Below are 14,151 nucleotides of genomic sequence, written 5' to 3'. Positions count from 1 at the left end.
AAGGGACCATCTATCTTTAAGTTAGACCTTAGTAAAAGATGTTCTACTCTCACCAATGATAAGACTGATTGATTGTTTGTACATTCTCAATGCTTGCGTCGCTGCAGCTTGTGCTTGGACTCTCTGTCTCTCCAAGCAATAAACGTGTTATCTCCCTATAGTCTTCGCGAACAGATAAATGTAAAACAGTAACACAAGAATTACTTGATGTATTAATATCTGCTCCTTTTTCAAGCAATAATTTTACCATACTTGTGTGGCCTGAACGAACAGCATAGTATAAAGGAGTATAACCGAAACGATTTTTTATATCAATAACTGCTCCTTTTTTAAGCAATAATTTCACTTGCTCTAAGCGATTTCTTTTAGCAGCGTAATGTAAAGGAGTTTCACCATTACGATCTGCTGCATTAATATTTGCTTTGCGTCTCGATGACAATTCTATATGAGGAAGAGTAAATCGAGAATTACTTACTGAATTTCCTTGTTCTTGATACATAAAATACCCCCAGTTTATTACAGCTTAGTATAAATATCTACACTATATAAATATCAATTCAACTTATCACCACCGGGTAACGGTGGCAAGCCAAAAGCTTCTCTTTTTTCATTGAGCGTCATGAAGCTTGCGTTTTGCACGTATTTCCACATCTTTTGTCTTTTCTCCATTAGAATTTCTATCGCGTCTTTATCATATGACAAACATAAATCTTTACCAAACTTGGGCACTAGCCAAGAATTTAAGTGACAAATAATATTTTCTAGCGTTGGTAAAATCGTCTGTTCCCAAAGGGAAAGACGTGCTTCGATCAAATTGCTATAAGTATTATCACCTGGTATGCCAAGCAACTGCGGCGGAACGCCAAAAGCTAGAGCAATATCACGAGCTGAGCTATGTTTTGACTCAATAAAATCCATATCCCTCGGTGATAAGCTCATTTCCTTCCACTCTAGGCCCCCTTCAAGCAATATAGGTCTTCCAGCATTGACAGGACCTGAATAATGATCATTTATCTGTGCTTTTAAGCGTTGATATTGCTCTTGACTTAAGTTTCCACCACTTCCATCCTTTTCTGATTTCACAACTATTGCACCACTTGGTCTTGCTCCATTTTGCAGCATTGCCTGATTCCAAGCACCAGCCTGATTATGCTGATCTATACTATATGCAGCTGCCTCAATTGGTGAAAGTCCATACCAATCATTCAAAGGGTTAAAGGTTTTAAGATGCAGTACTGTTGAACGCCCGGTTAATTTATCAACTCTAAAGTCATAACTGTTGTTATTTACGGTATAACGATAGGCATAAGGAACGTTACTTCTCCCTGGAATAATTTCAACCCTATCAGGGCGCAGAAGATAAAGCTCTGTTGGTTTGTTCTGCGTCTCAATCATCAATACATAAGAATTGCCATTAACTAATCGATAAGTCACAATCCCTTCAATAAATTCCGATTTTGATGTCATTGGATTAGGAGAATAAAGTAACTTCAGTAATGGATGCGCTTTTAGTTGTGATTTTCCCTGGTCAGTAAGCTGGCAGAGAGTAAAAGGTACCGAAGATGCAGCACTTGCGATCATATTAATTGCTCGAAAGGCAATGACATTTTTTATGTAGCCTTCCTCAGCAAAACTTACATAATCACGCCTACTCCAACTTGGTTCCATCATTAGTTGCAAAGCAGAGTATTCACTGCTTTTCTTTCTTTGAAAAATGTTAAAATTCATATGTGCCTCCTGAAAAATTAAATTTGTTAAAAGATTAAAATTATAGTTGAATTATATCAATTGGTGTTACAAGAATGATATCATCTGAGTAGCTGACACTAGTTCGTTTGCGATAGTGCCATTCAAGTAGCCCATATTTGTCATCCAAGTAGCTTGACACTAGGATCCATCTTTTTATACAATTTAGTCAAATACGTTCCTTTTAGCGTAAAACAGCTATGCTTACCAGTTCAGTGTGCTATCTACAATCAAATTTCTGGATTCCAGACTGGAATGACATTGATAGACCTAAAGAAATAGAATATGACAGAATGGCTAATATCTAACCAACTTATTGATTATAACAATGCTGTAGAATTCATGGAAGCAAAAATTCAACAAATTTACAATAATTTATCTGACGAGCTAGTATGGCTGCTCCAGCACCCTCCACTTTATACTGCAGGAATCGGCGCAACAGATGATGACATTATTGAAAAATTGTTTCCTGTCTATAAAACAGGCAGGGGCGGTAAATATACATATCACGGACCAGGGCAGCGCATTATATATTTAATGCTAAATCTTAAAAAAAGAAACAAATGTGACATAAAACTATATATCAGAGACCTAAGTAATTGGATCATAAATGTTTTAAAACACTTTAATATACTTGGGGAATTTAAGGAAGATAGAATAGGCATTTGGGTGAACAACAACGGAGTAGAAGAAAAAATAGCAGCTTTTGGCATTCGCTTGAGAAAATGGGTAACTTATCATGGCATAGCACTTAATGTCTCTCCAAACCTTTCCCACTATAAGGGTATTATTCCTTGTGGACTAAAAGATTACGGCGTTACATCAATGGAAAAACTAGGAGTAAAAGTTTCTCTTTGCGAATTAGATGATATATTAAAGCAAGAGTTTCATAAGATATTTTAATGTATTCCTTTATTCTTTATTTTCTATGCCTTTTACTCACTAATCCTGCACACACAATCAATCAAGTTGATATTATTGCTCCTTCTTCGAAAGGAAAAGAATCAGATCTGTCTACTATAAGAGAATACGTAAAAACTTTGGGTTTTAATCCTCATATTTCGGAGAAAATATACAGTAATGACAACCCATTTTATTCTAACTCTGATGAGTTTAGAGCGAATGATTTGGTTAATGCGCTCACTGATGATAGCAAAATAATTTGGTGTATCAGAGGAGGAGAAGGGGCTTCTCGGCTAATTCCTTACCTAGAAAAGCTGCCCAATGATAAAAAAGAAAGAATTGCTCAAAATAAAAAAATTCTTATAGGCTATAGTGATATCACTGCTTTACATATTTATCTGCAAGTTAAATACGACTGGCAAACTCTTCACGGCACCATGTTGGAAATGATAGTAAATAACTCTGTTGCTGAAAGCTCTGTTGAAAAATTAAAAGAATTAATTCTTAACCAACGCAACTCTATCAGATTTGACAACTTAAAGATGATAAATAATGGAGTTAGACTAAAAAATGGCAGATTAGAGTCTAAAATCATCGGTGGTAATATGACTTTGGTTGAAAACAGTATAGGAACTGCTTGGCAAATAAACGCAAAAAACAAAATTCTATTTTTAGAAGACATAAGAGTTTATCCATATTCAATTGAGCGCAGTCTAGATCACCTAAAACAAGCTCATATTTTTGATGGAGTACATGCAGTAATATTCGGTGACTTTGTTAACTGTTATAATGATAATCTTGTTGAAATTGTAAAAGAAAGGTTTGCAAAAAGTGTTAACTTTCCAGTATTTACAATGAAAGGAGTAGGCCATGGACATATAAATGACCCTTTACCTCTCAACACTCACACTATCATCAGCATTCAAAACGAGAAGGAGTTTATGGATGTGCAACAGTTATACAAGTAGCTTTATCTCACACTCCTTTCATTCCAGCACTTTCCCTTCAACCATTCAAGTAGCCCTCCTTCTTGTCATCCCAGTGCCTAGACACTGGAATCCAGATCAAGTACGGCTATTATCCAAATAACCCTTCGTTGTTATTCAAGCAGCCCCTTCATTGTCATCCCAGTGCCCAGACACTGGGATCCAGGAACCTGCGTCACGCGCTCTACTATACCCCAGTTGCGGATTAGAAATCAGTGAAAAAGCCAGGAAAATAGGGTAACCTCGGAAAATTATTTACAAAATAGAGAGGTTACCAATGAATGAAAATATAACAGAATTATTTTGCCTGATCGACGATTTTTGCAATTCAGTTGACAAGAATTTTGCAGAAAAACTTCTACCAAGTAGCAAAAAACCAACCAGGACGCCAGAGATTACGCATTCAGAGATTCTTACCATAATATTGCTATATCACCAATCCAAGTGCGACAATTTTAAAATTTTCTATGTGCATTATTTGAAATTATTATACGAATCAGCGTTTCCAAAATTGCCATCCTATAGTAGGTTTATTAGGCTAAAATCTAGGGTTTTATGGTATTTAGTGCTCTTAATGCAATGGTTTTGCGAACAGTCAAAAGTGACAGGGATTTCGTACATAGATGCAACATCTATCGCTGTTTGCCATCCAAAAAGGACCTCGAGAAATAAAGTTTTCAAAGGGTTGGCAAAGATTGGAAAGACTACCTATGGGTGGTTTTTCGGTTTTAAACTACATCTAGTAATCAACGAAGCTGGCGAAATTCAAGGGGTTACGGTGACAAAAGGCAACATTGATGATAGAAAACCTGTGCCAAATTTAACTCAGAAATTGACTGGATTATTGTTTGGAGATAAAGGATATATCAAAAAAGATCTTTTTCACGAATTATTCGATAGAGGGTTAAAGCTTGTAACCAGTATAAAAAAGGGTATGAAAAACTCATTAATGGCGCTAAATGAGAAGATTTTGTTAAGAAAAAGATCGATTATTGAGACAGTTTTTGGCTCTCTGAAAAACAACTTTGAGATTGAGCATACAAGACATAGATCACCGATAAATTTTTTGGTACACATTTTTTCTACGCTTGTTTCATATTCCATGCAGCCGAAAAAGCCCTGCATTTCTAAGCTTTACTTCGTTGGCTAATCCGCAACTGAGGTTACTAAAGCCTAGTACTAAAGTTGATGGAGCAGAAAAACCAATTGTCAACTCAATAAATGAACAGCAGGGAGTTACTGGCATTCCTTCATAGTAACCTCAGTTGCGGATTAGCCAACGAAGTAAAGCTTAGAAATGCAGGGCTTTTTCGGCTGCATGGAATATGAAACAAGCGTAGAAAAAATGTGTACCAAAAAATTTATCGGTGATCTATGTCTTGTATGCTCAATCTCAAAGTTGTTTTTCAGAGAGCCAAAAACTGTCTCAATAATCGATCTTTTTCTTAACAAAATCTTCTCATTTAGCGCCATTAATGAGTTTTTCATACCCTTTTTTATACTGGTTACAAGCTTTAACCCTCTATCGAATAATTCGTGAAAAAGATCTTTTTTGATATATCCTTTATCTCCAAACAATAATCCAGTCAATTTCTGAGTTAAATTTGGCACAGGTTTTCTATCATCAATGTTGCCTTTTGTCACCGTAACCCCTTGAATTTCGCCAGCTTCGTTGATTACTAGATGTAGTTTAAAACCGAAAAACCACCCATAGGTAGTCTTTCCAATCTTTGCCAACCCTTTGAAAACTTTATTTCTCGAGGTCCTTTTTGGATGGCAAACAGCGATAGATGTTGCATCTATGTACGAAATCCCTGTCACTTTTGACTGTTCGCAAAACCATTGCATTAAGAGCACTAAATACCATAAAACCCTAGATTTTAGCCTAATAAACCTACTATAGGATGGCAATTTTGGAAACGCTGATTCGTATAATAATTTCAAATAATGCACATAGAAAATTTTAAAATTGTCGCACTTGGATTGGTGATATAGCAATATTATGGTAAGAATCTCTGAATGCGTAATCTCTGGCGTCCTGGTTGGTTTTTTGCTACTTGGTAGAAGTTTTTCTGCAAAATTCTTGTCAACTGAATTGCAAAAATCGTCGATCAGGCAAAATAATTCTGTTATATTTTCATTCATTGGTAACCTCTCTATTTTGTAAATAATTTTCCGAGGTTACCCTATTTTCCTGGCTTTTTCACTGATTTCTAATCCGCAACTGGGGTTTTAGTAATTCATATGTAGCACAACCAACTACCAGTGCTGCTGCTGTAACTGCAACCACTGCTATAACTATAGGTATCAACTGAGCTGTAATTGTTCCAGTTGTAAAAAGTGCCACTGCTATGGCAGTGCCTAATAATGTAGTTACTCCACCGGCAATCATTGATTTATTACGTGCTTTCACAATCATTGCCTTATTATTATGTTCTTCCACAAAAGAACGTCCTCCTGCGTCTAATAGAGCTTTTACTAAGTCTTGATTCTTAGCATAATCTAAAGGAGTCTTTCCATATAAATCTACTGCATTAACATTTGTTCCTTCTTGTAATAAAATCCCTACTATACCTACGCGACCATTCTTAGCATCATTATGTAAAAAAAGAGGTTCTTTTAAACCAAAATCTACTCCTCTTCCGAAAAAAAACTCTGTTATCTTTTTGTGACCATACAAAGCAGCATAGTGCAAAGCAGTGCGATTCGAACTATCTTTCACATTAACATCTGCTCCTTTTGAGATTAAAAACTCTACTACCTCTTTGCGACCATACAAAGCAGCATGGTGCAAAGCAGTGCGATTCAACATATCTTTCGCATTAACATCTGCTTCTTTTGAGATTAAAAACTCTACTATCTCTTTGCGACCACACAAAGCAGCATAGTGCAAAACAGTGCGATTCAACATATCTTTCGCATTAACATCTGCTCCTGCTTCGAGTAAAACCCCTACTGTCTTTGTGTAACCATTCTGAGCAGCTATAATTAATAACTTCTGATTTCTGCGTAGGAGAATATCAAATGCATCATTTACATCAAATTCATCTTTCTCCCACTCTTGATATAGACCTTGATCCTGTTTCTTTAGTTCTTCTTGTATTTCCTCAATTATATTATCTTTTATATTATCTTTATTTAAGCCTTCCTTAACCTCAATCGTCCTCAGTACTTTTTTCAGTAATTCATATTCTCCTGTCATGATTTTACCTTCAATATTAAACGATATGTTTAATTATTACATGATTATGATAAAAAGTCAATTAAAACAAGCTAATAACCGGGATTGTGAATAGTAAATTAGATTCAAATAGCCTCTTTGGTGTTATTTCAGTGTTAGACCTTTTCATATCCCTACGAGCAAATTAATGTTATCCTTTTATTGCTAATCTAAAGTTTTTTATGTTCATACACTTGCGTGTTCATAGCGTTTATTCTCTGCTTGAGAGTTCGGTTAAAATTGAGGAGCTGATTGGTCTTTGTTTGCAGAACAAAATGCCGGCAGTTGCAGTTACTGACTCAGGTAACTTATTTGGCTCACTTGAATTTGCAGAATATGCAGCAAGTAGGGGAATACAGCTAATAATAGGATGCAATATTATCGTTCGACACTTAGAACAAAATTTATCAATACTGCTACTTGCAAAAAATGAACAAGGGTACACTAATTTAGTCACCTTGGTGAGTGAGTCTTTTAAAAAGTGCAAGAATAACAGCGATATTCCTTACGTTGATTTTGATGAGCTATTAAATTTAAGTTCAGGCCTAATCGCCTTAACTGGTGGATATGACGGCATATTGGCTCAACTGTTATTGAAGCAAGATAAAGAAACGATAAAAAGACTGCTCTCAGCATTCGATGGTCATTTATATGTTGAATTGCAGCGTCATGGGCTGAATAAAGAGCTAGAGCTTGAAGAAGCTTTAATAGATTTTGCTTATCAGCGCAATATACCACTAGTTGCAACGAATGATGTGTTTTTTCCAAATAAGTCTGACTATGAGGCTTATGACATATTAACGTGCATATCAGAGGGCAGTTATGCCCTGGAGAATAACAGAAAGAAGTTAACTACCGAGCATTACTTCAAATCTGTGGCAGAAATGGAGGAACTGTTCAGCGACATTCCCGAAGCAATTCATAACACTTCAGTGATAGCTAAGCGGTGCTCTTACATGCCAAGAAGCAGGCAGCCTATCTTGCCTAAATTTCCTTGTCGAGAAAATAAAACTGAGAATGAAGAACTGAGGGAGCAGGCAGTTGCAGGATTAGAATTCCGCATTGCAAATGAAACGGACATAGACCTTAAACAATACTACGATCGGCTGAATTACGAACTAAGCGTAATAACTTCGATGAACTACGCTGGCTACTTTTTGATAGTTTCTGATTTCATTCGTTGGAGCAAAGCAAATGGCATTCCAGTTGGACCGGGAAGAGGTTCTGGTGCTGGATCGATTGTTGCTTGGAGCTTACAAATTACAGATCTTGATCCAATAAAGTTTGGTCTGATCTTTGAAAGATTTTTAAATCCTGATCGTGTATCGATGCCTGACTTTGATATCGATTTCTGCCAAGAGAAAAGGGACCTGGTTATTGATTATGTTCAGAAAAAGTACGGTTATGTTGCTCAAATAATCACTTTTGGAAAATTGCAAGCAAGGGCAGTATTGCGTGATGTTGGTAGAGTATTGCAAATGCCTTACTCTCAAGTGGATAAAATATCTAAAATGGTTCCATTTAATCCAGTAAATCCTGTAACTTTATCGCAAGCGATAGAGCTTGATCAAAACCTACAGAAAGAACAAGATAGTGATGAGGTAATTGCAAAGCTTCTTGATATATCACTAAAGCTCGAAGGAATATATCGTCACGTTTCAACTCATGCTGCTGGAATTGTAATATGCGATCAAAAATTAGAAAATTTTGTTCCCGTCTATTATGATCCAAATTCGGCTCTGCCAATCACTCAATACAGCATGAAATATGTAGAGAAAGCTGGGTTAATAAAATTTGATTTTCTTGGACTTGGTACGCTAACACTAATAGATCATGTATGTCGTTTAATTAATCGTGATGAAAAAAAATTTGATATTTCCTCGGTTTCTTTGATTGATCAAAGAACCTATGAAATGCTCTCAAGAGGTGATTCAATCGGAGTGTTTCAGCTTGAAAGTTCGGGAATGAGAGAAGCTTTAATCAAACTAAAGCCAGACTGCATTGAAGATATCATCGCTTTAATTTCTCTTTATCGCCCAGGGCCTATGGATAACATTCCAACTTATGTTGCAAGAAAGCATGGACTTGAAAAGCCAGATTACATTCATCCATTGCTTGAGGAGGTGTTAAAAGAAACATTCGGAGTAATAATCTACCAAGAACAGGTAATGGAAATAGCGCGTATTCTCTCTGGATATAGCTTAGCAGAGGCGGATTTACTCAGACGTGCCATGGGTAAGAAAATTAAGGCAGAGATGGATAAACAACGTGAACTTTTTGTTCAAGGAGCAACAAAAAACGGTGTTGATTACGACAGGGCAAGTTATATTTTTGATCTTGTTGCAAAATTTGCTGGTTATGGATTTAATAAATCCCACGCTGCAGCATATGCGATTATATCTTACCAAACAGCTTACCTTAAGGCTAACTACCCGCTAGAATTTTTTACGGCCTTGATGAATCTCAACATTGATGATAGAGACAAACTGAATTTGTTTTATCATGCTGCAAAATTCAGTGGAGTTGCTGTTCTTTCGCCTGATATCAGCAAATCTAAGGCTGAATTTTCAATAGAGGGTGAGCACATACGCTACGGAATTGCTGCTTTGCGTAATGTTGGTTTTGCTACAGCAGAAGGAATAGTAAATGCACCTTATAAGGACATATGGGAATTTATTCAAAATTCTGGTCATATGATAAATAAGAGGGCGCTAGAAAGCTTAATTAAATCTGGAGCTTTCGATAGTGTGCACAAAAATAGAAAGCAGTTATACGAGTCAATAGACACATTGATTTACTTTGCAAATAAAAATAGGCAGTCAAATCAAGCTGCTTTATTTGGTAATCTTGATATTCTGAAGCCAAAACTTGAGAACGTGGAAGATTTTAATGAAGAGGAAAAATTAGAGCATGAGTTATTTTCATTGGGATTTTACTTAACTAATCATCCACTTGAAAAGTTTAGAACTCTCTTGAAAAAATTAAATATTGGGTTTATCGGAGAGAGTAAGACGATAAAAACTGCTGGTGTAATATTAAATGTGCGTATGAGAACCTCAGAACGTGGAAGATTTGTTATCCTAACACTTTCTGATCCCCACAATGTTTCTGAAATAGCATTCTACAATAATGAAATAATAGAAGAAAAAAGGAATCTATTTTCACCTGGAGCATTTGTGATAATTGATCTTGAAATTTCAGAAAACACAACGAGACTATCAGGAAAGGACATATCTGAATTTACAGAAAAGGTTACTTCTCTAATGAAAGGATTAGTTTTAACTGCTGTATGTGCAGACTCGCAAAAAGTTGCTGAGGAGTTGAATTCAGTGTTGAAAAATGGAGGCAAAACCAAAATAATGCTAAAGTTTCTTCTCAAAAAACATAAAGTCAGCATCTTGTTGCCAGGTACATATTCAATCACCCCCCAAGCTATTTATGAAATATCTCACTTAAGTTGGATTGAAGGCGTAGAAATTAATACAAATAACTTGCTTATATAAAAAAGTTTTATATAATAAAGTGTTTAATTGATATTAAAGGAAGATATAGTGAATCTCTATGAATTTACTTTTATAGCACAACCGAACTTATTGCAGCAAGAAGTAGAAGAAATGGTCCAAGAATTGGCTATTTTGTTGAAAAATATTAAAGCAGATGTTATTTCTCAGGAGGTTAAAGGTCTCATAGAAAGAGAACATAGCACAGTTACAAAACAAGAGCTAGAGGCAAGTACTGAAAGCATTAAAAAAAGTCTGATTGTTTACTCTGATTTTTTTGAAACTCTGACAAAAATTTTATGGGTTGAATTGGAAGAAGATTTTTCAAATTTAAAAGAAATAAAGTCAAGAATCGATAAAGAATTGAAAAATGAACTAAGTGATACGGGAATAAAACAAAATTTTATGGACCTTCCAGGAGCTAACACTAAAAGTGCATTTATCTATAATGTAGTAAATGCTTTTAAGGAAAATATTTCACAACATCTAATAAAGCCCCTTCAAGAGGTTTTAAAAAGTTTTAAAATAGTAGATTCAAATCAATTGAGTAAAACGCTGGAAGTGCTTTTGAAAAATATTGAAGCTTCAGGATTGATAAAATATGAATATTGGGGTCTATTGGATTTTGCATACCCAATAAATAAGATGAAAAGTGGTCATTACTGTATGATGTGTATAAGTTTTACTTCAAGCATTATGGATGAATTTGAGCGTAGAGTAAAACTGAATGAGAATATTATTCGCCACTTGTCTGTACGGGTTAATGAGTTTTTTAAAGGTAAATCTTACATGCTGGATAAACAAATTGAGGAGAAAAGTGCATAATGATGAAAAGACGAAATAGTTTTAATAATTCTTACGTGTCTGTAAATAACAGAACTGGCTTTAGGCGTCCTAAGGTCTGTCCTCTTACTGCATCTAAAGATGAGGACATAGACTATAAGAATATAGATTTATTGTCTAAATTCACCTCTGACTATGGTAGAATATTACCTAGAAGGTTAACAGGTGTGTGCGCAAGAAAACAAAGAAAGTTGCGCTTAGCAATTATAAGAGCACGCTTTTTAGCTCTTGCTCCTTACTGTACTAAAAAAGTTAGGTAATTTATGTTAATAATTTTAAAGGAAAATATAACAACTTTAGGTAAGCTTGGTGAAGTTGTCAAAGTTAAGCCAGGTTATGCACGTAATTTTCTTTTTCCACAAAAAAAGGCGATGAAAGCCACTAAGGAAAATTTAATAAAGTTAGAGGAACAGCGTTTATTATTGGAAGAAGAAAATATCAAAAAATTAAATGCAGCAAAAGTGCTTGCATCATCACTGCATGATAAATTTATTATATTAATAAAGCAAGCTTCAGAGAATGGAAAGATTTTTGGCTCTGTAACCACACGTGAAATTGCAAAAACTTTATTACAAGAAGGATATGATATAAGTCATCATAGTTTATCTTTTGGTGGAATAAGTATCAAAAATTTGGGCGAGTATCAAGTAAATATAGAATTACATAGTAAAGTGATAGTTCAAATTACTATATACGTTGTAAGATCTGAAAAAGATGCACATGAATTGAGGCAAGTAAAGTTGCAAAATCAGAAATCTGAGCAACAAGAGGCAGAGCAAGATGCGAGTAAAGAAGCTACTGATGGTGATGATAGCTGATCAAAGATGATCCCTTGTTATAGTCGTAAAGAAATGTCTTCCATTGCTAAGCTGGTATCATCCCAGTGCTCCCCTCATGTCATCCCAGTGCGTGACACTGGGATCCAGTTTATTTCATCATGGACATTATTTTATGCTTCTAGAATCCGTTGTCCATTGAATAATTTGCAAATACTTTTATATCTGGATTCCAGTGTCATGCACTGGAATGACACCATTATTGGAATAAATCAAAAATGATCCCACGCTATAGCCGCAAAGAAATGTCTTCCATTTGGGAAGAAAAAAATAAGTTTAATATATGGCTCAAAATAGAAAAATTAGCGTGTGAAGCTCAAGCAGAGTTAGGAGTGATTCCAAATAGTGTTGCTCAGAAGCTCTCTGATGTTATTGAATTTGATATTGAACGTATTAACGAAATTGAATCCATTGTAAAACATGATGTTATAGCTTTTTTAACATATGTTGCTGAAGAAGCGGGAGTTGATGTTCGTTATCTTCATTATGGAATGACAAGTTCTGACGTTTTAGATACATGCCTTGCGGTTCAGTTAAAGGAATCATGTGATATTTTGCTCGAAAATTTAAAAAATATACTTGCAGCACTGAAAAAAAAGGCTGAGGACTATAAAAATATTGTTTGTGTTGGGCGCAGTCATGGAATGCATGCAGAATCAACAACTCTTGGATTAAAATTTGCTAGATTTTATGCTGAATTTAAACGCAATTATCAGAGATTAATTAGCGCGAAAACAGAGATCTCGATTTGTAAAATATCAGGTGCAGTAGGTAATTTTTCAAATGTTGATCCGTTTGTTGAAGAGTATGTAGCGAAAGAAATGGGACTTATACCTGAAACCATATCGTCTCAAGTCATTCCTCGTGATAGACACGCAATATTCTTTTCAGTTTTAGGAGTGATTGCAAGTTCAATAGAGAATATTGCCGTTGAAATACGTCACTTGCAAAGAACTGAAGTTGGAGAAATTTCTGAGTATTTTTCCACTGGTCAGAAGGGAAGTTCTGCTATGCCGCATAAGTGTAATCCTATTTTAAGTGAGAATTTGACTGGGCTCTCACGCTTAATACGCAGCTATGTTTTTCCTGCATTAGAAAATGTTGCATTATGGCACGAACGAGATATATCGCACTCGTCTGTGGAAAGATGCATTGCTCCTGATGCTTGTATAGCAATGGATTTTGCTTTAGTAAGATTAACAGATTTGATAGATAAATTGGTGATCAATAAGGAAAACATTGAAAAGAACTTAAATTCTTCAAAAGGCTTGGTTTTTTCACAACGAGTATTACTCGAGTTGGTAAATAGTGGTTTGGCGAGGGAAGAGGCATATAAAATTGTTCAGAATAATGCAATGAAAGTAAAGCAAGATAACAGTGATTTTCTGTTCGAATTGAAACAAGATAAATCCTTGCATGGAATTATTGACTCTGAAAAACTTGAGTCTTTGTTTGATTTGAAGTATTATATGAAGCATATAGATTACATATATAGCAAGGTTTTTAATTAGGCTGAGTAGCTCAGTGGTAGAGCAGGAGGATCATAATCTCTTGGTCGGGGGTTCAAATCCCTCCTCAGCCACTCAAGCTAAGCTATGGTTTGGCGATAGCAGCGCACTTGACAAAATAACGTGATTCATTGTCAATTAACTGAAGTTTTTTTTCAGTTGTTCATATAGTATATGGAATAATGTATGTGAAGTGATAAAGATACAACATTTGTTGTATCTATTCAGGGGAATGGCTAATGGTATCCGTTCAAGAAAGTGGTAAGGTAGATGAGAAAAGACAACTAAATGAATTTCATCCGAGTAGCTGACACTGGCATCTATATAAAGACAATCTAATGCACTCATTTAAAGTGAAGTTTTCTGGATCCCAGTGTCTAGGCACTGGGATAACAAGAAAAGAGTTGACTTGAATGACACCGAATAGGTACTGGGACAGAGGCTACTTGAATAATATTTTACCATGTCATTCCAGCACTTGATGCTGGAATCCAGAAGTTTTTTGAGCACAAAAGTCATGCTAAGTTTTTGTTGTTAAGAAAGGCTGGATAGCTACTTGCATGACACCATTTGTTACTGTGTTTTTGTCTATCTTATTTTGCTACCCTA

Annotated in this window: 12 protein-coding genes and 1 tRNA gene; 9 read left to right on the top strand and 4 right to left on the bottom strand. The window is 35.4% G+C overall.

Going from position 1 to position 14,151, the window contains the following annotated elements; translation table 11 throughout:
• Window positions 1-49 precede the first annotated feature (49 nt).
• Window positions 50-499, bottom strand: coding sequence for an ankyrin repeat domain-containing protein (locus tag ACQH21_RS02145; protein WP_425384399.1), 450 nt, complete (start codon window positions 497-499; stop codon window positions 50-52).
• 53 nt (window positions 500-552) lie between these two features.
• On the bottom strand, window positions 553-1,728 hold the full coding sequence (locus ACQH21_RS02140) for a phage portal protein (RefSeq protein WP_425384398.1): 1,176 nt from the start codon (window positions 1,726-1,728) through the stop codon (window positions 553-555).
• Window positions 1,729-2,031: 303 nt separating this feature from the next.
• Between ACQH21_RS02140 and lipB the strand changes: the two genes are divergently transcribed.
• The 3 genes from lipB (at window position 2,032) to ACQH21_RS02125 (ending at window position 4,785) form a co-directional block, all read left to right on the top strand.
• A complete protein-coding gene (gene lipB, locus ACQH21_RS02135) occupies window positions 2,032-2,649 on the top strand; it encodes a lipoyl(octanoyl) transferase LipB (RefSeq protein ID WP_425384397.1) in 618 nt (205 codons plus the stop codon).
• Window positions 2,649-3,617 carry an LD-carboxypeptidase gene (locus tag ACQH21_RS02130; protein WP_395461198.1) on the top strand — a complete coding sequence of 323 codons (969 nt, stop codon included), beginning with the start codon at window positions 2,649-2,651 and terminating at the stop codon, window positions 3,615-3,617. Before lipB ends, ACQH21_RS02130 begins: the two co-directional genes overlap by 1 nt.
• A 295-nt stretch (window positions 3,618-3,912) precedes the next feature.
• Window positions 3,913-4,785 carry an IS982 family transposase gene (locus ACQH21_RS02125; RefSeq protein WP_425383942.1) on the top strand — a complete coding sequence of 291 codons (873 nt, stop codon included), beginning with the start codon at window positions 3,913-3,915 and terminating at the stop codon, window positions 4,783-4,785.
• Window positions 4,786-4,907: 122 nt separating this feature from the next.
• Here ACQH21_RS02125 and ACQH21_RS02120 read toward each other — a convergent pair whose 3' ends face one another.
• Together ACQH21_RS02120 and ACQH21_RS02115 are read right to left on the bottom strand one after the other, a co-directional pair.
• Window positions 4,908-5,780 (bottom strand): IS982 family transposase, encoded by an 873-nt coding sequence (locus tag ACQH21_RS02120; protein WP_425383942.1) that lies wholly within the window; start codon window positions 5,778-5,780, stop codon window positions 4,908-4,910.
• Between the two features lie 58 nt (window positions 5,781-5,838).
• Window positions 5,839-6,837: an ankyrin repeat domain-containing protein gene (locus tag ACQH21_RS02115; protein ID WP_425384396.1), complete on the bottom strand. Its 999-nt coding sequence runs from the start codon at window positions 6,835-6,837 to the stop codon at window positions 5,839-5,841.
• A gap of 200 nt (window positions 6,838-7,037) precedes the next feature.
• On the opposite strand from ACQH21_RS02115, the gene dnaE reads away from it, so the two are divergent.
• The 6 genes from dnaE (at window position 7,038) to ACQH21_RS02085 (ending at window position 13,616) form a co-directional block, all read left to right on the top strand.
• Window positions 7,038-10,358: a DNA polymerase III subunit alpha gene (dnaE, locus tag ACQH21_RS02110; RefSeq protein ID WP_425384395.1), complete on the top strand. Its 3,321-nt coding sequence runs from the start codon at window positions 7,038-7,040 to the stop codon at window positions 10,356-10,358.
• A 48-nt stretch (window positions 10,359-10,406) separates the two neighbouring features.
• Window positions 10,407-11,180: a 30S ribosomal protein S6 gene (rpsF, locus tag ACQH21_RS02105; RefSeq protein ID WP_264376165.1), complete on the top strand. Its 774-nt coding sequence runs from the start codon at window positions 10,407-10,409 to the stop codon at window positions 11,178-11,180.
• Window positions 11,180-11,458: a 30S ribosomal protein S18 gene (gene rpsR / locus ACQH21_RS02100; RefSeq protein ID WP_010402759.1), complete on the top strand. Its 279-nt coding sequence runs from the start codon at window positions 11,180-11,182 to the stop codon at window positions 11,456-11,458. The genes rpsF and rpsR overlap by 1 nt, the downstream gene beginning before the upstream one ends.
• Before the next feature lie 3 nt (window positions 11,459-11,461).
• Complete coding sequence (gene rplI / locus ACQH21_RS02095; RefSeq protein WP_425384394.1) at window positions 11,462-12,016, top strand: 50S ribosomal protein L9; 555 nt, start codon at window positions 11,462-11,464, stop codon at window positions 12,014-12,016.
• Between the two features lie 236 nt (window positions 12,017-12,252).
• Window positions 12,253-13,545, top strand: coding sequence for an adenylosuccinate lyase (gene purB / locus ACQH21_RS02090; RefSeq protein WP_425384393.1), 1,293 nt, complete (start codon window positions 12,253-12,255; stop codon window positions 13,543-13,545).
• Window positions 13,545-13,616 (top strand) — tRNA-Met (locus ACQH21_RS02085). Before purB ends, ACQH21_RS02085 begins: the two co-directional genes overlap by 1 nt.
• The last annotated feature ends 535 nt before the right edge of the window (window positions 13,617-14,151 follow it).

Source organism: Wolbachia endosymbiont (group B) of Eupithecia inturbata (assembly GCF_964030915.1).
Taxonomy (GTDB): Bacteria; Pseudomonadota; Alphaproteobacteria; order Rickettsiales; family Anaplasmataceae; genus Wolbachia.
This window is presented reverse-complemented; position numbering and strand designations above follow the sequence as displayed.